General features: G+C 51.1%; 20 protein-coding genes and 3 tRNA genes. 20 read left to right on the top strand and 3 right to left on the bottom strand.

From position 1 onward, the window contains the following. Positions 1 to 16 precede the first annotated feature (16 nt). The 6 genes from NITSA_RS10035 (at position 17) to gltX (ending at position 8,001) form a co-directional block, all read left to right on the top strand. Complete coding sequence (locus NITSA_RS10035) at positions 17 to 805, top strand: glycosyltransferase (protein ID WP_169308544.1); 789 nt, start codon at positions 17 to 19, stop codon at positions 803 to 805. Then, positions 802 to 2,919, top strand: a complete 2,118-nt coding sequence (locus NITSA_RS10030) for an STT3 domain-containing protein (protein ID WP_013554919.1) — start codon at positions 802 to 804, stop codon at positions 2,917 to 2,919. The genes NITSA_RS10035 and NITSA_RS10030 overlap by 4 nt, the downstream gene beginning before the upstream one ends. Before the next feature lie 2 nt (positions 2,920 to 2,921). Continuing rightward, positions 2,922 to 3,530: a sugar transferase gene (locus NITSA_RS10025; RefSeq protein WP_013554918.1), complete on the top strand. Its 609-nt coding sequence runs from the start codon at positions 2,922 to 2,924 to the stop codon at positions 3,528 to 3,530. Beyond that, a complete protein-coding gene (gene pglE, locus NITSA_RS10020; protein ID WP_013554917.1) occupies positions 3,523 to 4,620 on the top strand; it encodes a UDP-N-acetylbacillosamine transaminase in 1,098 nt (365 codons plus the stop codon). Before NITSA_RS10025 ends, pglE begins: the two co-directional genes overlap by 8 nt. Next, entirely contained in the window at positions 4,617 to 6,410 is a 1,794-nt protein-coding gene (locus NITSA_RS10015; RefSeq protein WP_013554916.1) for a polysaccharide biosynthesis protein, read from the top strand. Before pglE ends, NITSA_RS10015 begins: the two co-directional genes overlap by 4 nt. Before the next feature lie 196 nt (positions 6,411 to 6,606). Then, positions 6,607 to 8,001 carry a glutamate--tRNA ligase gene (gene gltX, locus NITSA_RS10010; RefSeq protein ID WP_013554915.1) on the top strand — a complete coding sequence of 465 codons (1,395 nt, stop codon included), beginning with the start codon at positions 6,607 to 6,609 and terminating at the stop codon, positions 7,999 to 8,001. Between the two features lie 153 nt (positions 8,002 to 8,154). Here gltX and NITSA_RS10005 read toward each other — a convergent pair whose 3' ends face one another. Further along, positions 8,155 to 8,820: an MqnA/MqnD/SBP family protein gene (locus tag NITSA_RS10005; protein ID WP_013554914.1), complete on the bottom strand. Its 666-nt coding sequence runs from the start codon at positions 8,818 to 8,820 to the stop codon at positions 8,155 to 8,157. Positions 8,821 to 9,061: 241 nt separating this feature from the next. Here NITSA_RS10005 and NITSA_RS10000 point away from each other — a divergent pair, with 241 nt between their 5' ends. The 11 genes from NITSA_RS10000 to NITSA_RS10980 all read left to right on the top strand — a co-directional run bounded on the left by NITSA_RS10000 (position 9,062) and on the right by NITSA_RS10980 (position 17,540). Next, the gene (locus NITSA_RS10000) at positions 9,062 to 9,283 is read left to right on the top strand and encodes a MoaD/ThiS family protein (RefSeq protein WP_013554913.1); all 222 of its coding nucleotides are present in this window, start codon (positions 9,062 to 9,064) and stop codon (positions 9,281 to 9,283) included. Between the two features lie 68 nt (positions 9,284 to 9,351). Continuing rightward, positions 9,352 to 9,801, top strand: coding sequence for a molybdopterin synthase catalytic subunit (locus NITSA_RS09995; protein ID WP_042204445.1), 450 nt, complete (start codon positions 9,352 to 9,354; stop codon positions 9,799 to 9,801). A 134-nt stretch (positions 9,802 to 9,935) separates the two neighbouring features. Further along, positions 9,936 to 11,141, top strand: coding sequence for a molybdopterin molybdotransferase MoeA (locus tag NITSA_RS09990; protein WP_013554911.1), 1,206 nt, complete (start codon positions 9,936 to 9,938; stop codon positions 11,139 to 11,141). Between the two features lie 111 nt (positions 11,142 to 11,252). Next, positions 11,253 to 13,568 (top strand): DNA topoisomerase (ATP-hydrolyzing) subunit B, encoded by a 2,316-nt coding sequence (gyrB, locus tag NITSA_RS09985; RefSeq protein WP_013554910.1) that lies wholly within the window; start codon positions 11,253 to 11,255, stop codon positions 13,566 to 13,568. Further along, positions 13,568 to 15,016, top strand: coding sequence for an EAL domain-containing protein (locus NITSA_RS09980; RefSeq protein ID WP_013554909.1), 1,449 nt, complete (start codon positions 13,568 to 13,570; stop codon positions 15,014 to 15,016). The genes gyrB and NITSA_RS09980 overlap by 1 nt, the downstream gene beginning before the upstream one ends. Position 15,017: 1 nt before the next feature. Next, positions 15,018 to 15,395, top strand: a complete 378-nt coding sequence (queF, locus tag NITSA_RS09975; protein ID WP_013554908.1) for a preQ(1) synthase — start codon at positions 15,018 to 15,020, stop codon at positions 15,393 to 15,395. 77 nt (positions 15,396 to 15,472) lie between these two features. Then, on the top strand, positions 15,473 to 15,814 hold the full coding sequence (locus NITSA_RS09970) for a DUF2853 family protein (RefSeq protein ID WP_013554907.1): 342 nt from the start codon (positions 15,473 to 15,475) through the stop codon (positions 15,812 to 15,814). Positions 15,815 to 16,072: 258 nt separating this feature from the next. After that, positions 16,073 to 16,729 carry a LexA family transcriptional regulator gene (locus NITSA_RS09965; protein WP_013554906.1) on the top strand — a complete coding sequence of 219 codons (657 nt, stop codon included), beginning with the start codon at positions 16,073 to 16,075 and terminating at the stop codon, positions 16,727 to 16,729. Positions 16,730 to 16,787: 58 nt separating this feature from the next. Next, a complete protein-coding gene (locus NITSA_RS09960; RefSeq protein WP_013554905.1) occupies positions 16,788 to 16,970 on the top strand; it encodes a hypothetical protein in 183 nt (60 codons plus the stop codon). Continuing rightward, a complete protein-coding gene (locus tag NITSA_RS09955) occupies positions 16,970 to 17,236 on the top strand; it encodes a hypothetical protein (protein ID WP_013554904.1) in 267 nt (88 codons plus the stop codon). Before NITSA_RS09960 ends, NITSA_RS09955 begins: the two co-directional genes overlap by 1 nt. Next, positions 17,220 to 17,540 carry a DUF309 domain-containing protein gene (locus tag NITSA_RS10980; protein ID WP_013554903.1) on the top strand — a complete coding sequence of 107 codons (321 nt, stop codon included), beginning with the start codon at positions 17,220 to 17,222 and terminating at the stop codon, positions 17,538 to 17,540. Before NITSA_RS09955 ends, NITSA_RS10980 begins: the two co-directional genes overlap by 17 nt. 1 nt (position 17,541) lies before the next feature. Here the strand turns inward: NITSA_RS10980 and NITSA_RS09945 are convergent, their stop codons facing one another. Together NITSA_RS09945 and NITSA_RS09940 are read right to left on the bottom strand one after the other, a co-directional pair. Beyond that, on the bottom strand, positions 17,542 to 17,862 hold the full coding sequence (locus NITSA_RS09945) for a translation initiation factor (RefSeq protein ID WP_013554902.1): 321 nt from the start codon (positions 17,860 to 17,862) through the stop codon (positions 17,542 to 17,544). A gap of 45 nt (positions 17,863 to 17,907) precedes the next feature. Then, positions 17,908 to 18,660, bottom strand: a complete 753-nt coding sequence (locus NITSA_RS09940; protein WP_013554901.1) for a YaaA family protein — start codon at positions 18,658 to 18,660, stop codon at positions 17,908 to 17,910. 138 nt (positions 18,661 to 18,798) lie between these two features. Here NITSA_RS09940 and NITSA_RS09935 point away from each other — a divergent pair. The 3 genes from NITSA_RS09935 (at position 18,799) to NITSA_RS09925 (ending at position 19,093) form a co-directional block, all read left to right on the top strand. Next, positions 18,799 to 18,875, top strand: a tRNA-Thr gene (locus NITSA_RS09935). Between the two features lie 48 nt (positions 18,876 to 18,923). Then, positions 18,924 to 19,009 (top strand) — tRNA-Tyr (locus NITSA_RS09930). Between the two features lie 7 nt (positions 19,010 to 19,016). Then, positions 19,017 to 19,093: transfer RNA gene (locus NITSA_RS09925), tRNA-Gly, on the top strand. The last annotated feature ends 67 nt before the right edge of the window (positions 19,094 to 19,160 follow it).

Here is a 19,160-nt window from a genome sequence, read left to right as displayed (position 1 = left end):
AAGTATAGTTGTTATAATGAGCGTTTATAAAGGGGACAGCTTGCCTCTTCTAAGAGAATCATTAGGAAGCCTATATGAGCAGACCATTAAAGCCGATATCCATATATGGATTGATGGTCAAATTAATGAAAATATAAAAAATTTCCTTTATTCTGAATTTAAAAAAGGAAATATTAAATTTATTGGAGAAAATAAAAAAAATCTTGGTTTGGCTTATAGCCTCAACAGTTTACTTAAGTTGGCTGTAGATAAATATAAGTATATTGCCAGAATGGACGCAGATGATATATCTATGCCTTACCGTATAGAAAAACAGTTTAATTTTATGGAGGCTCATCCTGATATCGACGTAGTGGGGGGATATATTGAGGAGTTTTCTGATGATGGTGAGTACATAAAAAAGGTAACCTATCCTCTGACTCACGATGAAATGTATTGTTTTTTCAAAAAGAGGGTGCCATTGGCGCATGTCACCGCTTTCTACCGTCGCACATTTTTCGAAAAAGCGGGGTTCTACCCCACGAAATCACTGCGGAATGAAGATACCTTAATGTGGATGAAGGGTTTTGAGGATGGATGTCGTTTCGCCAATATCCCCGAGGTGCTTGTTCGGGTTCGGGTCAGCCCCTCTTTTTTTGACCGCAGGGGAGGCATCAAGAAGGCTTGGCGTGATTTTCGTGACCGAATCGAAGTAATACGGACGCTAGGCTATAATTTTGATGCTTATCTTTATGCCTTGGCTCTTTTTCTGGTCAATATCTCTCCAGGAAGTGTCAAACGATATTTATACAAGAGGCTACGATGAAATTTTGGAATGAAAGTCACCAAGGAAGAATCCATAATGGGAAATTGCTTTTATTGATAGCGATAGCCTACTTCTTTAGTGTGGTCGTACGTTTTATATGGATACAGTGGGCCATCCGGCATCCCGAGTTTTTCTGGAATGGTCAATTGATGATCAATACCAACGACGGTTATTTCTTTGCTTCGGGAGTGCAGCAAGCACTCTATGGAATGCATATAAATAACCCGAGAATTCCCCGGTTCTGGGATTACGGCCTTGTGGCGATCAGTACGTGGATCGTCAAATGGACCCATTTAAGTCTAGAGACGGTTATTCTCTACCTTTCCGGTTTCATTTCTTCATTGGTTGTCATCCCTGTGGTCCTCATCGGAAGCTTGTTCGGCCGGACTCTTTGGGGATTTTTGGCGGCTTTGCTGGCTTCGATCACCTGGAGTTACTACAACCGCACGATGTTCGGTTATTACGATACAGATATGTTCAGCGCTATGGCGCCGATGTTCATTCTCTATTTTTTGATGAAGAGTGTTGTCGACTTTCGGCTTCAGACTGCCCTTTACGCTGCGATCGCTATTGCTCTTTATCCTTTTCTCTATGATCAGGGGAGGGCGATCGTTTTCGCGATGGGCTTGATTTATGCCGCCTATCTCATTTGGCAGCATCGAAAAGAGCGGGTGACCTATGAATCTCTGATCCTTGTCTTCGTTGCTCTGACCCCGTTCAAACTTCCGGTTCCCTGGGAGTATGGGGTTCATCTGCTCCTGATCGGAGGGCTCTATATTTTTCTGTGCCGGGCGAACATTCCACTTCAAAAACTCATTTGGAGTGCTGGGGGACTTTTTGTGCTCTTTCTGGTCCTGGGGGATGTCTTCCCTCTGATCTGGCACAAGGTCCAAACCTATGTGGTTACCGGAACCAATACCGAAGGGAAACTACACTTCTTTGCGGTCAATCAGACGGTTCGGGAGGCCGGGAGGATCCCCTTTGAAATTTTTGCCGATCGTATCAGCGGATCGATTCCTGCCTTTTTCCTCGCGCTGATCGGTTATTTGCTGCTGCTTTGGAAATATCGGCCTTTCGTTTTATCGTTGCCATTGATGGGAATCGGCTTCTTTGCCTGGTGGGGTGGTTTGCGTTTTACCGTTTATGCGGTTCCTGTGGCGGCATTGGCGGCGGTTTATCTCTTTGTGTGGATTGGAGAGCAGCTCAAAGATCGTCGCCTGGCACTCGGACTGCCTGTTATTGCCACACTCGCGATGCTTTACCCCAATATTACACATATCATCGGATATAAAGTCCCTACAGTGTTTAACCGGGACGAGGTGAAAGATTTGGTGAAACTGGATCGGAATGCCTCTTCCCGGGACTATACGATTTCTTGGTGGGATTATGGCTATCCGATCTGGTTCTACTCCGATACCTGTACGCTCATCGATGGCGGGAAACACGACGAAGACAATTTTATCGTTTCGAAAATCCTTCAGACCGATTCTCCGACTTTGGCGGCGAATTTGGCACGCTTGGCAGTTGAGAGTTATGTCACGGACCCCGAACATCGAAAAGTGGCCCCTAGGATTTTTTCCAAGAATGATCCGAGCCTGCTACTCGACCGTTTGGCTGCCGATTCGTATCCCCTTCCAAAAAAGAGTCGGGAAATCTATCTCTATCTTCCCTATCGGATGATGGGGATCTTCCCGACGGTTATGCTCTTCGGCGACCTGGATCTGAAGACAGGAAAAGCTCTGAGGAAACCTTTGTTTATGACGACGACCCCTATTGGAGGGGAGGGAGATATGATCCGACTCTCCAATGGCCTTCTCCTTGATCTGAAATCGGGATATCTTCTTGAGGGGCGAGAGAAAAAGATTCCGTTAAAACGTTTGGCAGTAGCGGCCCTGCAGAAGGACATGAAGATCAAGACAGAGACCTTTAACTATCGTCCGGAGGGGAAATACAGTGCCGTTTATCTGAAGAGCTACCGCCGGATCATTTTGATGGACAATCAAACCTTTAGGTCGCTCTATGTGCAAATGTTTATGTTGGGCAATTATGATGATCGTTTGTTCGAGCCGGTTGTTCTTTCTCCCTATACCCGGATCTATCGTCTCAAGAGGTGAGGATGTTTACACGGCATAAAAGGCGAATTAAAAGGCTCTTTGATTTGTCGTTCTCACTCCTGCTCCTTCCTGCGCTGCTTCCCGTGATTGCTGTGGCGTGGGTCATCGCTGCTCTTGAAACGGGAGAAAACGGGTTTTTCCTTCAGGAGAGGATTGGAGAAGGGGGACGCCCTTTTCGTCTTATCAAGATTAGAACGATGAAGCAAATCGAAGGATTCGATTCGACGGTGACAACCGGGATCGATCCCCGGATTACCCGGAGTGGAAAAATCTTTCGCCGTCTCAAGATCGACGAGTTGCCGCAAATCTTCAATGTCTTAAAAGGGGAGATGAGCCTGGTGGGCCCTCGTCCCGATGTGCCGGGTTTTGCCGATCGATTGGAGGGAGAGGATCGAATCATCCTCTCCGTACCTCCCGGGATCACCGGCCCGGCATCGCTGAGGTTTCGAAACGAGGAGGAGCTTCTGGCCAGAGTAGAAGATCCGGAGCGTCACAATCGCGAAGTGATCTGGCCTGAAAAGGTCCGGATCAACCGTCAATATCTCGAAGAGTGGTCGATCAGGAAAGATTTGTCCATTCTATGGCAGACAATAAAGGGTGGCCATGTCTAAACGTCTTTACCTCTCTCCTCCTCATATGGGTGGGAATGAACTTCGTTATATCCAAGAGGCTTTCGAAAGCAACTACATCGCGCCGCTGGGGGCCTTCGTGGATCGCTTCGAGGAGGCGGTTGCTTCTTTTTCCGGGGTAAAGGCTGCAGCGGCGCTCTCATCGGGGACGGCGGCGATTCATTTGGCCCTGCGCCTCACCGGAGTGGGAGAGGGGGACCGGGTGCTCGCCTCGACTTTTACGTTTGTCGGATCGGTAGCTCCGATCCTCTATCAGGGGGCCGAGCCGGTCTTTGTCGATTCCGACAAGCATTGGAATGCCGATCCCAAGCTGGTGGAAGAGGCGATCCTGCGGGAGAAACCCAAGGCTTTCATTCTGACCCATCTCTATGGCCAATGTGCCAAGGTAGATCAAATCGCCGAGCTTTGTGAAGCCCACGGAGTCACTCTGATCGAAGATGCGGCCGAAAGCCTGGGGGCTACACTGAATGGACGCCAGAGTGGGACCTTCGGCCGCTTCGGAATCTATTCTTTCAACGGCAACAAGATCATCACCACCAGTGGTGGAGGGATGCTGGTCTCCGATGAAGAAGAGGCGATCGCCCATGCGAGAAAACTTGCCACTCAGGCGAGGGAGCCTTTTCCCTGGTATGAGCACGAAGAATTGGGATACAACTACCGTATGAGCAATGTCCTGGCGGCTATCGGTGTGGGGCAAATGGAAATTTTGCCGGAGCGGATCGAGGAGAAGCGGCAGATCTTCGAGTGGTACCGGGAGGCACTCAGTGATTTGGAGGGGATCGAATGGATGCCTGAGATCCCCGGTAGCCGGGGCAACCGATGGCTGACAACCCTGACCTTGGCCCAGGGGGATCCGATGCGGATCATTCAAGCCTTGGAAGAGGCGAATATCGAGGCGCGTCTTCTCTGGAAACCGATGCACCGCCAGCCCCTCTTCGCCGGGGCAAAATGTTACGGGGGAGCAGTGAGCGAGGAACTTTTCGCACGAGGACTCTGTCTGCCCAGCGGAACCGCGATGGGCCGAGAAGATGTGGAACGGGTGGCGTCGGTCTTGCGGCGGGAGTTGGTATGAACCTGGAAAAGTGGCTGCATCCTACTGCCGGAAAACGCTTCATCTTTTTTCTATTGGCGGATATCCTACTCTCATTATTTACACTCTACAGCGCCTATCTTCTCCGTTTCAATTTTCATATTCCTCCCAAATATTTGGACCACTTTTGGCTCATTTATACCGTGCTAACGGCTCTGAAGATCGCGGCAATGGCTTGGCGGGGGCAGTATCGAATTGTCTGGCGTTTTTTCGGTTTAGGAGATGTGCGGCGTGTGCTGGAAGCCCACATCGTGGCTTATGGACTCTTCGGTATTGTTCTCTATTTTTTCCGTAGCGACTTCCTGCCCTTTCCTAGAAGTGTTTTTATCATCGACTTTTTCCTCTCTTTCCTGCTCCTGAGCGGTCTGCGTATGGCCAAAAGGGTGCTGATGGAATCGGGGATACGTGGCGGGTACAAACCGACCCTGATTGTGGGGACGGGTGGAGGTGGTCCCGCTGTGATCAAGGCGGTCACCCAGGCCGAATCTGCTTACAAGCCGGAGGCGATTGTCGCCTGGAAGGACCCCGGTCTGGAGGGAAGCCGCATTGAAAATCTGAGGATATACGCTCCGGACCGGCTTGAAGAACTGATCGGACGTTACCGGATCCATACGGTGATCGTCGCGGAGGAACTGGAAGCGAAAGAGCTCAACCGTCTGATCGAACGTCTTGAAAATCTGGGGGTCCGGGAGATCAAGAAAATTCGTCTTCTGGGTGAGGGGAAGGAGCGTTTGGAAGAGATTCCCATCGAAGAGCTGCTTGCCCGTCGGCCCAAGGATCTGGACCGGGAGGCCATCGGGGCATTTCTTCAGGGAAAAAGGATTCTCATCACCGGCGCCGGGGGGAGTATCGGAAGTGAAATTTGCCGTCAGTGTCTCGCTTATGGGGCGAAGCGTCTGATTCTGGTGGAGAATTCGGAATACAATCTCTACCGCATCAGCGAAGAGTTGGAAAAGGATCGGATCGTTCCCCGCCTGGTTTCTGTGCTGGACAGGGAACGGCTGGAGGAGGTTTTCAAAGCGGAGCACCCCGACGTTGTCATCCACGCCGCTGCCTTCAAACATGTGCCCCTCTGTGAGCTCAATCCCGATACAGCGATAGAGAACAATATTCTGGGAGCGATGAATGTCATCGATCTGAGCATCCGCTACGGGGTGGAGAAAGTGGTGAATATCTCCAGCGACAAAGCGGTGCGCCCGACGAATGTGATGGGGGCCACCAAGCGGATCATCGAGCTTTATGCCCAGAATGTTCCCAATGACAGGACAGAGATCGTTTCGGTACGTTTCGGGAACGTCCTGGGTTCCAGCGGAAGTGTGGTCCCCAAATTCAAAGCCCAGATCGAAGCGGGCGGTCCGGTGACGGTGACCCATCCGGAGATGACCCGCTATTTTATGCTGATCCCCGAAGCGTGTCAACTGGTTTTGCAGGCGGCGGCGATGGCCCAGGGGGGAGAACTCTTTATCCTCGATATGGGGGAGCCGGTCAAGATCGTCGATCTGGCCCGGAAAATGATCCGCCTCTACGGTAAAGAGGGGGAGGTGGATATCGTCTACACCGGATTGCGCCCGGGAGAAAAACTCTACGAAGAGCTTTTGATTAATGATGCCGAGTGCAAGACCCGTTACGAGTCGATCTATGTGGCGGGACGGAGCAACTATCCCATCGAAAAGCTCCGCGCAGATATCCGGCACCTATTGGAGGCGAAAGATAAGCGGGTCTTACTCAAAGAGATTGTTCCCGAATACACTCCTTCCCAAAGGTGCATCTAAAGCCCACCCTTTTGGCATTCACCAGCTTTCGCCTATGCGTCGTTGCACTTTTTCGACTTGGCTATGGTCAGGACTTTAAAAGTGCGCCTTGCTTAGACAAAAGCCGGTGATGTGATGCACATCCAGGGGCTTCAGAGGTGCCCTTAACCCTTTTGGGGTAAAATTCCCTCAAAGATTTCTTGACAAAGGCACAATGATGGTTGTTACCCGTTTCGCCCCCTCTCCCACGGGGTATTTGCATATCGGGGGCCTGCGCACGGCCCTCTTCTCCTGGCTCTGGGCCCGCCGTAACGGCGGAAAGTTCCTTCTGCGGATCGAAGATACCGACCTGAGCCGGAACAAGGAGGAGGCGCTTTCCGCCATTCTGGAAGCCTTCGACTGGGTAGGTCTCGATTATGACGGAGATGTGGTCTATCAATCCCAGCGTTTCGACCTTTACAAAAAATACATCGATCAGCTCCTGGAAGAGGGTAAAGCCTACAAGTGCTATATGAGCAAAGAGGAGCTCGACGCTCTGCGCGCGGGGCAGATGGCGCGGGGCGAACGTCCCCGCTACGATGGCCGCTACCGGGATTTCACCGGGACGCCTCCGGAGGGGGTGGCCCCGGTGATTCGGATCAAAGCCCCCACGGAAGGGGAGATCGTCTTTACCGACGGGGTCAAAGGGGAGATCCGGATCGCCGCCAGTGAAGTGGATGACTTCATCATCGCTCGCAGTGACGGGACGCCGACTTATAACTTCGTCGTCGCGATCGATGATGCCCTGATGGGATTGACCGACGTAATCCGGGGAGACGACCATCTCTATAACACTCCCAAACAGCTGGTGGTTTACGAAGCGTTGGGTTTGACCCCGCCGCGCTTCTACCACGTGCCGATGATCCACAACGAGCAGGGCCGCAAGCTCTCCAAACGGGACGGTGCGATGGATGTGATGGAGTACAAACGTCAGGGCTTCCTGCCCGAAGCGCTACTCAATTTCCTGGTGCGCCTGGGCTGGAGCCACGGGGATCAGGAGATCTTCAGCCGCGAAGAGATGCTGGAGTGGTTCGATCCCCACGAGATCAACAAGAGCGCTTCGAGCTATAATCTGGACAAGCTCCTCTGGCTCAACGCTCACTACATCAAAAACACCCCCAATCAGAAGCTGGCGAAACTCCTGGAGGATTTCGGGGTTTCGATCGGCGATCACGACCGGATGGAATTTCTGCTCGATGCTACCAAAGAGCGGAGCAAAACCCTTGTGGAGCTGGCGCAGAATATCCAAATGATCCTCGAAGCCCCCGCCGAATACGATCCCAAAGCGGTCAAAAAGGCATTCAAAGGGGAAGCCTTCGAGATTCTGCGTGCCTTTGCCGCCAAGCTTCGGGAGGCTGAGGGACTTCATCTACCCAGCGATTACCATAGGCTGATGGAAGAGTTTGTCAAGGAGCGGGAGATCGGTTTCGGAAAGATCGGCCAGCCTCTGCGGGTGGCTTTGCTGGGGAAGATGAGCGGTCCCGGGATGGATGAGGTGATGGCGATTTTGGGCAAGGAGGAGACGATCGCGCGGATCGAAAAGGCGATTGAAACGCTGGAGCCCAAAGAGTAGGGTGAGGCCTCCGCAACCTCTATATTCCTTTTTCTCCTCTCCTCGTTCCCACGCTGCGCGTGGGAATGCATATGCATATGCTTGTAATAGCTATCGTGTGGATTCCTACGTTAACGTGGGAACCAGAAAAAAAGAATCCTAAATTCGCCATTCTCAATTTTCCATTCTCAATCGTCTAGCCGCTTTCAAGAAGCGCTGAAGGCTCTTTTTCTCTTTCCATCCGAGGCGGTAGTCGATATGTTCCAGATACCACTGCAGCTCTCTGGGAGAGATATCTCGCTTGGCCGCCGCGCGTTTGAGTAGATAGCCCGGAATGCGGTGCCGTTCCCGGCGGGCGAAGTCTCGGGCCAGCCGGCGGATTTTTTTGCCGTTGCGGGTGTAGCAGAGGCGGGCAAAGACAAAGGGGAGTCCGGTGCGTTCTTTCCAAACCTCTGCCAGATCGATTCCCTCACCTCCCTCGAGATAATGGACCAACGCCTTATCTCCGATGAGGACTCTTCCTTCCAATCCCAGAACCTGTGCCAGGGCATTAGAGCTGGCGGATTCCCGGTCATCCTGCCGGCTCCCGGGGATCAACAGCACACTGCGTACCGCCCCGTCGGCGACGATGCCTAGATCGGTGCAGGGCGCTTTGGCGCTGGCGATGCTGGAGATAAAGGCTGCATCGATCTCGTGGCGTCTGAAGCGGCGGTTGATGACACTGGGAACCGCCCGCTGCCAGCGAAGCATTTGGGCAAATTGGGTCGAAGGGGTGCGCCGCTTCATATAGACTTGAAAGGGAAGGAGGTTGAGATAGGAGATGGAGCCGAATTTCAGCATAAGGCTCCTTTGAGAGTCTTATGCCGGATGGAAGATAGAAGATGGAGGATGGAAGATGAAGGATGAAAGATTTTGGATTTTGGATTTTGGATTTTTTTTGATGTAAATACCTTCTTACGCAAAGTGTTCTCTAATTCCTCATTCCTCATTCCTCATTCCTCATTCCTCATTCACTCGTGCCATTATATCCCAAGCTTCCCTTTTGGTATAATCGTTCCGATTCCGAGTGAGGGGGGTTAGTATGGTCAAAGTGGAGTTTCTGGGGCCGATCGCACGAGAGCCGATGGAGCTGGAAGTCTCTTCCCTAGCGGAGCTCTCCAAGGTGCTCTTTGAAGAGGAGACGATCCGCCCCTGGCTGGAGAAGTGTGCCGTGGCCGTTAACGATGTGATGGTCAAAGATCCCAACCATCCTCTAAAAGACGGGGACAGGGTTTCGATCTTGCCGCCGGTGTGCGGCGGATGAGCGAATTCACGAGTGAGGAGTGAGGAGTGAGGAGTGAGGAGTTTGAGAAAGAGAATGGTTCTGGAGGGATGGAGCTTTACAATGGTCCGCTAGATGTGAAAGAGATCTTCGGGCGCTGGCTGGATGAGGAGTCTGAATCCAACTATGGGGCCTATGTCCCCTTTGTGGGGACGATCCGGGCGGAGGATGGGATCGAAGCTCTGAGTTTCGACATTTACGAGCCGGTGCTGCGCAACTGGTTCGATGCTTGGCAGGAGCGGGCTGCACAGCGGGGGGCGAAGATCAAAATGGCCCACTCCATCGGTGATGTCCCGGTGCATACTTCTTCTTATGTGGCGGCGGTCTTTTCCCCCAGACGCCGGGTGGCATTGGAACTGATCGACGAGTTCGTGGAGGATTTCAAAGCCAACGCTCCCATTTGGAAGTATGATGTTGTCGGCGGGAAGCGGATCTATGCCGAAGATCGCAGCACGCCGATGGAGGGAGCGGGGCTTTTGGCCGGAGGCCAAAAGCGGTGAATGATGAATGGTGAAAGGTGAATGATTTCGGTTTGCGTTGCAGCGCAAAGCCTTTATTTTAAACGCGGGCATAGTCCGCACCATAACTTTTCACTATTAACTGTTAACTATTAACTTTGAAAAGGAACTTTTCAATGTCTTTTATGCATTTTGATGAATCGATGAAAATTTTAAACGAACAGCAAATCGGAACCTATAAAATGGAGCGTCGGCCTCTGCTTTCGGCCCGGGGATATATTCTCGCGGAGGATATCGTCGCCGAGGAGAATTCTCCCGAAGCCCCCACTTCGGGGATGGACGGTTATGCGGTGCGTCACGAGGATTTGGCGCTGGGTCGATTGAAGATCTCTGGGATCAACCCCGCCGGAAACTCTGAGCTGGAGGAGCTTCGGCCTGGGGAAGCGATCAAAACTTTTACCGGCTCCCTGATGCCCCCGGGGAGCGATACTCTGATCCCGATCGAGAATGTCACTGTCGAGGGGGATGAGATCATCATCGACGAGCCGGTGCCCTATGGTTTTTCGGTCCGGCCGGTGGGGGAGAACTATGTCGAAGGTGAGCGGCTGATCGCCGCGGGAACCCCCATCGACTATCCCCAGATCGGAGTGCTCTCCAGTCTCAACCGCTGCCACGTGACCGTTTATGCCAAGCCGAGGGTGGCGATCCTGGCCACCGGATCGGAGCTCTTGGAGCTGGGGGAGCCCCAAAGTCACACCGGGCAGATCCGCAGCTCAAACAATTACACCATCGGTGCTATCGTCGAGCGCTACGGGGCCGAGGCAATCCATATGGGATGTGTGGGGGATGATCGGAAACGGATCGCCGCAGCGGTGGACAATGCCCTGGTCCAGGCCGATATCGTCGTGAGTACCGGCGGGGTGAGCGTGGGGGATTTCGATTTCGTCAAAGATGTGGTCTATGCCCTGGATGCCGAAGTCCTTTTCAAAGGGGTGAGGATCAAGCCCGGGCAGCATATTATGGTGGCCCGCCGGGGAGATCAGTTCATCGTGGCGCTGCCGGGTTTTGCCTACTCTTCGACGGTCACGGCGCTGCTTTATGTCGTTCCGCTGATTATGAAGCTCCAAAATACCCAAAACCCCATCGAACGGGTGAGGGCCACATTGCGAGAGCCCTTTAAAAAGCGCTCCAAAAAGGCAGAGTTTACCGCCTGCAATCTGCGCCTGGAATCCGGGGAGTATTTCGTGGATTTCCAGGGGAAAAAGAGCGGGACCAGCGCCATCCTGACCAATATGCTGGGGCCGGTGGGTCTGCTCTATACTTCCGAAGATGAGGGAGACAAAGATGCCGGGGAAACGGTGGAGGTTCTCAAAATTCTTTAGACGCCCACTTTTCACTTTGCCCTCTTTTTAGCCCTTCAGCAACCTTTTTTCGATATAATCTAATGATTTTATAATTTTTCCGGGACATTCCCGGGATATGGAGCGTGATTTATGGCTGAATACGGTGCCGGAAATATCAAAGTACTCAAAGGGCTCGAAGCGGTCCGCAAGCGCCCGGGAATGTATATCGGGGACACTTCGGTCAAAGGGCTGCACCATCTGATTTACGAAGTGGTGGACAACTCCATCGACGAAGCGATGGCGGGCTATTGTGACAAGATCAAAGTGACCCTCACCGGCGAGGGTTCGGCGATCATCGAAGATAACGGGCGGGGGATTCCCGTCGCAGAGCACCCTACCGAGAAGATTCCTGCGGCGACGGTGGTTCTGACGGTGCTTCACGCCGGTGGAAAATTCGACAAGGATACCTACAAAGTCTCCGGGGGTCTGCACGGCGTCGGGGTCTCTGTCGTCAATGCGCTTTCCGAAAAACTCCATTTGACTGTTTTTAGGGAAGGACAGGTTTATGAGCAGTGGTTTGAGAAGGGGATCCCCGTCACACCCTTGGAAGTGACCGGTAAGACTCGCAAGACAGGAACCAAGATTGAATTCTGGCCCGATCACACCATTTTCACAGAAACGGTGGAGTTCAAAGACGAGATTCTCACCAAGCGCTTCAAAGAGCTAGCCTATCTCAACTCCCGTATCACCATTGATTTCAAAGATGAGCGCAACGGCCTCAAAGAGAGTTACCACTTCGAGGGGGGTATCCGCCAATTCGTCGAGGATATGCATACCAAAGAACTCCTCTCCTCCCCCCAGCTCTTCGAGGGGAAGGCGGACGATATCGAGATGGATCTGGCCTTTATGTACCAAAATGCCGACAGCGATAAAGTTATTAGTTTCGTCAACAACATCAAAACCGCTGACGGCGGGACCCACGAAGCGGGATTTCGTGCCGGATTGACCCGGGCCATCTCCAACTACATCTCCAAAAACGCCAACGCCAAAGAACGTAACACCAAAATCAGCGGTGATGATACCAAAGAGGGCTTGGTGGCCGTCGTCTCCGTTCGGGTTCCCGAGCCCCAGTTCGAAGGGCAGACCAAAGGAAAGCTGGGGAGCAGCTATGTCCGTCCCCTGGTACAGAAATTCACTTATGAGCGGATAAGCAAATACCTCGAAGAGAACCCCATTGAAGCCAAAGCGATCATGAACCACGTCCTTCTGGCGGCCAAAGGGCGCGAAGCGGCCAAGCGGGCCAAAGATTTGGTCAAGCGCAAGGACTCCATGAGCGTCGGTACTCTCCCGGGCAAACTGGCCGATTGCCAGAGCAAGGACCCCGGTATCAGCGAACTCTATCTGGTGGAGGGTGACTCCGCCGGCGGTTCCGCCAAGCAGGGGCGTGACCGGGTCTTCCAGGCGATCCTGCCGCTGAAGGGAAAGATTCTCAACGTCGAAAAGGCACGTCTGGAAAAGATCCTCAAATCCGACGAGATCAAAAATATGATCACGGCCCTGGGCTGCGGGATCGGTGATGAGTTCAACGAAGAGAAGCTTCGCTACCACAAAATCATCATCATGACCGACGCCGACGTCGACGGGAGTCACATTCAGACCCTGCTGATGACCTTCTTCTTCCGCTTTCTGCGTCCGGTGATCGAAAAAGGCTATCTCTATCTGGCCCAGCCCCCCCTCTACCGCTATAAAAAGGGGAAGAATGAAACCTACCTCAAGGACGACAAGGCGCTTAACGATTTCCTGATCGAGAACGGGATCGATGTGCTGGAGTCGGAGAGTATGGGCAAGCAGGATCTGATCGAACTCTTCAAACTGGTCGCCTATTATCAGATGACCCTCAAAGAGTTGGACAAACGGTTTGCCCTGGCCGAAGTGATCCGCTATATGATCGAACATCCCGATATGGTGGGAGAAGAGAACCAAAAGTTGGCGGCGGCACTCGAAGAGTATATTCTGAGTCTCGGTTACAATATCCTCAACCGCAATGTCACCGAGGAGAAGATCCATTACTATGTCCAGACCAACGAGGGATTGGAGGAACTGATCGTCGATGACCAACTCTTCACCAACCCCCACTATAACGAAGCCCTCTACATCTACGACAAGATCCGGGAGCGGCTCACCGACGAGTTCCGCGACAAGGACCTGTTGGAGCTGCTGGATAAAATCCTGGCCTCTGCACGAAAAGGCGCCTATATCCAGCGTTACAAGGGTCTGGGGGAAATGAACCCGGAGCAGCTTTGGGAAACCACAATGGATCCAGAGAACCGCCGCCTCCTGCAGATCACCATCGAAGATTTCGAGGAGGCGGATAAAACCTTTATGCTCTTTATGGGTGACGAAGTGGAACCGCGTAGAAACTACATCGAAACGCATGCCAAAGATGTCAAACACCTGGATGTCTGATGTTGCGTTCCGTCCGTGAAGAACGCGCCCGTCACTTCAAGCTCGCTCTGAGGATTACCGTTCCGGTTTTAATTTTCGTTTTGCTTCTGACCTATGTCTTTTTCTTCAGAGAAGAGCCCTTTAAAATCGGAACGGAATCGATCCTTGTTTTTAGCGGTATGGTTTTCGTTGTCGTCTATTTTGTCTTCTTCGCTCTCGAATTGAGTAGAAAAGAGACACTCTTGGACCGGACCACCGAAAGTTATCACTATGACGCTTTTTTGGAAAGAATCTACCGATATCGTCCTAAAACACTTGCCGCGATACAGATTAAAAACCTGAATGTTATTAATGAAAATTTTGGTGTCAGGCGTACCGACAATATTCTGAAGCGATTTGTCGAGGTGCTCGATGATGCAATCGTTGAGCAGAATATAAAGGATGGATATATCGGCAGGAAAAACGGAGGAGAATTTCTTCTGGCGCTCAACGATGAACCTGAAACGGTGCGGAAAGAATTAGAGCGATTCTGTAGGACTCACACCGAGATCGACGGAATAGAAATAGATTGCGCTTTTGCTGTGATACGAAACAATATCGACGATCCGGACAAAGCGGTAGAGCAGTTGAGAGATCTCCTGGCTCAAAGGGAGAGTTTTGATCGTGCACTTCAAACGGCTAAAATCTCTGATGCGCGTAGTCTCTCCGAAGAGGAACAGGCGGTAGTCGATGCTTTGGAGCGAAAAGATTTGGAATTTCATTTCCGTCCCCTCCAAAACCTGAAGACCGGGAAGAAGGATATCTATGAAGTGGCGGTAAAAATGCGGGATGCTTCGGGAAATCCGATCGCCCCACGCGATTTTCTTCCTATCATCAACCGCCGGGATCTCGGGGATGTTTACGATCTTTTGATCTTGGAGCGCGTTTTGGAAGATGCTTTGCTCTTGGACGAGGAACTCTCTCTGAGTTTCAATCTCTCTCCTTTTTCCCTGCGCAAAGAGCATTTCATGGAAGAGTTTTTCCAACGGATCGAAAACTCGCGTATCACGCCCCGCCGCCTGATCGTCGAACTCTATGAGCGGCAGCGGCACCATCGGCTGGAGGAGTATCTGGAGCGTTTGAAGCGAATCAAGCGCAGCGGCGTTCGGCTCTGCCTGGACAATTTCGGTTCCAGCAATGCCTCGATGGAATATCTCAGGCATTTCCCCTTCGATATGATCCGATTCGATCGGGAATATACCTTCGATGTGGAAGCGGGAAAAAACCTCTCCATACTGAAGTCTTTCATCAATATGGCTCAGGAGATGGGGATCACGACCGTGGCCAAATGGGTGGACAAAAAAGAGAAAATCCATCAGCTTGAAGAGTTGGGGGTCGACTATATCCAGGGATTTGCCACCGGAAGAGTCCTCAAAGAGGAGGAGCTCATTGAGCGCTACAATCCCCTGAGAGACAATAAGGAGTCTTAGAATGAAATACGGCGAGAAAGAGATCAAAGATTTCGATATCAATAGGGCAGAGAATTTTTGGTCCAATGAGCATGAAAAAGAGTATACAATCGATATTGAGCTTCCTGAGTTTATGTGCAGATGCCCCCGCTCGGGCTATCCCGATTTTGCGACGCTCCATCTGAGCTATGTTCCGGATAAAAAGGTCATCGAGCTCAAAGCGCTGAAACTCTATATCAACAGTTTTATGGACCGTTACATTTCCCACGAAAATGCGGCCAATGAGATTTTTGACACGCTCTATGGAAAACTAAAGCCAAAACATATGAAGTTGGTTGCGGATTTCAATCCCCGGGGGAATGTCCATACGGTGATCACGATTGATAGTGATACGATGTAATTACTTTGCAACTTTCTCTTTATATTTTGTGGCATAATATAATCGTATCCACAGAACAATAATAAGGAGGAAGGAACATGAGCAAAAAAGATGAGAAGCTGGCCCTTTACAAAAAAGCGGCCAAAGAACTCAACCTCAATCTAGACGAGGAGTTGATCGAGAAGGTAACCAACGGCTTGGGGCCATCGATCTACAATAGAGATGCCGAGACCGTTTCCTGCTCCGATGCTTCGGAGTTGGAACGAGTACGGAAGAACTTTTTGAAAAAGAAACTGGGGCTTACGGAGAGTGATGACAAACTTGATGCGGTGATCAAAGAGGTGTGTCAAGAGATGGGCAGCTCAAACCGCAACAAATATCGTGCACTCTTCTATGCTCTCCTGGCTAAGAAGTTAAAAAAAGAGTCCGTTTACGCCTGAGAGCTGAGGCTAAGCCTTGTCGAGGCACTTTCAAGTCTGCGAATATAGGCGGCAAGCTCTGCAGCTGTCGACAAGCCCGACTTCAGGGCTTGAAGAAGGATTTTTCTATCTTTCCTGATTTTCATTTCATCCCTTTCCAAATCTTTTATTTTAGAATTGTTTCATAAATTTAAAATACACACTCACAATATTTCAATATGACATATTTTAAAGAAATTGATACTATAATTAAGAATATTAATGCACTAAGGAGCAGTTATGGTGGATTTCAATGAAGTGATCGAGAGAATAAAGGATATCATTTCGACGAAAAAGATCGGCGGAAAGGTTTACGACAAAGATGTCGCGGCGGAACTGGGGATCGGGCAAGCGACATTCGCCACGATGAAAAAAAGGGGCTCCATTCCCTACAAGGAGATCATGGAGTTCTGTGCCCGGCGAAAGATCAGCATCAACTGGCTATTTTTTGATCAGCCGGCGGAGATGCTGGTGGAAGAGACAGGGAAATTTTTCCGAGTCCGCTATTTCGCCGATATCCGAGCCAGTGCCGGGGGAGGGGCGGATGTCTTCAATGAGAATTATGAGTATATCGATGTGGACCGCACGCTGATGGAGAATCTGGTCGGAGCTTATCCTTCCAAAGGAATCGAAGCGATTCATGTGGAAGGTGAATCGATGGAGCCTACACTGCCTGACGGTTCGATCGTCTTTATCGATCGAGAGCAGACGGACCCGAGTAAGGACGGGATTTTCGTGGCGGCGACGGGAAACGGTCTTTTCATCAAAAGAATACGCCGCCGCGCGGACGGGATGGTGGAACTGATTTCGGATAATCCTCTCTATACTCCGGAAGTATTGTCTCCCGATCAGGTAGAGATCGTGGGGCGGGTGGTCGGAAACATTGAAAGACTTTAAAGGAAGATCAATGACTTCTTGCCAGACTGCCCTAGATATGAAGTAGCGAGGAGTGAAAATGATATGTGATAGCGTGGCTGAACATATCCGGGAATGCAAAATCACACAATGGGAGGAGATTGTGGAAGATCGGGATTTTTTCTGCGTGGACAGAAGTGAAAAATGTCACGAAGTAGGATATAACAATGACGGCTACTCCCTGGCGATGGCTGCAGGGATAGTGAAAAGGGGGTATCTCTGATGTCTGAGAAAGCACTGGATCTGAGTCGGGGAAATATTTTGAAACTTCATACCCGGGCACAATTGCAGGATCGGGATCTCTATAGTTTTTTGAGTGAGACCTTCCCCGAGCTTCCGGTAGAGGATCGGCTCAAATATTTGGCAGCCATTCTCAATGATTTTTTTGAAGAGTACGATTTCGATCCGGAAGACGAGATGAGCCGAGACGGATACAGGATCAAGCGTTTCTATCCCCGAAAGGTTCTGGACAATGCCGAGGGAGAATGAAGATCTCGATGGGGCTTTGAGAGCATTTTGCCATTGTCTGAGCCGGGGGGAATTTTTCGAAGCGCACGAAGTGCTGGAGGAGGCGTGGCATCCCCTCCGCCGGCGCAATGACCCCCTGGCTTCGCCGGTCAAGGGACTGATCAACGCAGCGATCGCCTTCGAGCATCTGCGACGCAAGCGCCCCAAGTCCCGCCGTGTCGCTGCGATGGCGATGGAGGGGTACCTCAAAAGAATTCGACGGGAGAAACGCTTGGATGCGGCCTATGAACTGGTCGAATCTCTGAGACGGTCCTGGGAGATCTGAGTCAGTTTGTTTTGGAAAAGCCTCTCTGTTTCAGGGCTTGCCGGAGCTCTTCGGATCGTTTCCCCTGAAGCTCGAGTGTTTCCTCTTTGAAAGTCCCGCCGCAGCCGAGCTCTTTTTTCAAAGAGGAGAGGAGTCGAGATTTCTCTTCGCGGGGAAGCCGGAAAGGGCTGCACAGGGTGACCCATTTCCCCCGCCTCTTTTCCAGGCGGATTTTCAGTGTATGCTTTTCGGGAGGCAAAGCGTCTTCCGAGCTCTTCGATTTCTTTTTCTGCTTGTTGTCGCTGGACCATCCCGCATCTATTTTTGCACCTATTTCGAACATACTTCTCCTTTTCCTAGCTAAAGATTGCCTAGATATTTAGACCGCTCAAAGCGCATCCTCATCGATTGCATAGAGGATTTCTCTGCGGATTTTCTTTTCCCGGATCTCCAAAAGCTCCAATCCCGGGATCGGGAGGGCTAAAAGCTCCTCGAGACTTTCGACCCTGTTAAGCGCCAAATGACGCAAGACCCATCCCCGATAGGCTTTGGCCCAATGGCTGACCACTTTGCCGTTTTTGAGAAATTTCATCGTTGTATGAGGATGGGAGGGTTTGTAGAATTTGTCGTAGTAGCCGGCGCGAAGATCCAGAATATCTACCGAATCGAGTGATCGGTCCAGCAGCGGTGTGGCTGCCGCTTTGTATTCCTGTTCTGTGCGAAGTTCACCCAAGGGGTTTCCCTGTTTCAGGCGGTATTCCGGAAGGGGATCGCTGGCCCGGACCGGACCGAAAAGATTGGAGAAGATAATGAGCTGTCTGTCGACATACTCTTTCGCTTCGGCGGGGAGGGAAGGGTAGTCCAGATATTGATAGGCCACTCCCGAGTAACGCTCGACCGCTTTGAGTACGGGACTTTTCAGGGGATCCAATGCGGCGTAGTATTTGATCTCCTCCTCCTTTTTAAGACCGAAGAGGGTTTGCAATCTATGAGGATCACCGCTTTGCAGTATATCCCGGTAAACCGAGAGAAGCCTCTTGCGAAGCGGGCAAAGTTCTTCAAAGAGGAGTGCGCAGGGATCAAAGGTTCCGGAACCGCCCTGCCGCTTTCCTTCGCTTGGAGCCAGGAGTATTTTGAGCATAGAAAATTTCTCCAATCTTATGTAATGGATGAATTATACCCCATTGCCTGAAAGAAAATTGTCAAAATCTCGCTTGTTTAATGATTGTTTAAGGAACTCTCGATTATAATTCGGGTCCATTTTGCGATGGAACACGGTGCTGGTGTAGCTCAGTTGGCTAGAGCAGCTGATTTGTAATCAGCAGGTCGCGGGTTCGAGTCCCATCACCAGCTCCATTGCAAAAAAGAATCGTGTCAGTGTTTGACCGGTATTATTTTATCGATGGTGAGATACTCAAGTGGCCAACGAGGGCAGACTGTAAATCTGCTGGCTTTTGCCTTCGGAGGTTCGAATCCTCCTCTCACCACCATAATGACGCGGGAGTAGCTCAGTTGGCTAGAGCGTCAGCCTTCCAAGCTGAGGGTCGCGGGTTCGAGTCCCGTCTCCCGCTCCAAAGATACTGGGAGCTGAATAACTGTTCTGCATTTTTCTTTGAAAATGTATCTTCACAGTTGAAGCTT

The sequence above is a fragment of the Nitratifractor salsuginis DSM 16511 genome, assembly GCF_000186245.1.
Lineage (GTDB): Bacteria > Campylobacterota > Campylobacteria > Campylobacterales > Sulfurovaceae > Nitratifractor > Nitratifractor salsuginis.
The sequence above is the reverse complement of the archived record's forward strand: the minus strand, read 5'-3'. Positions and strand labels throughout refer to the sequence as shown.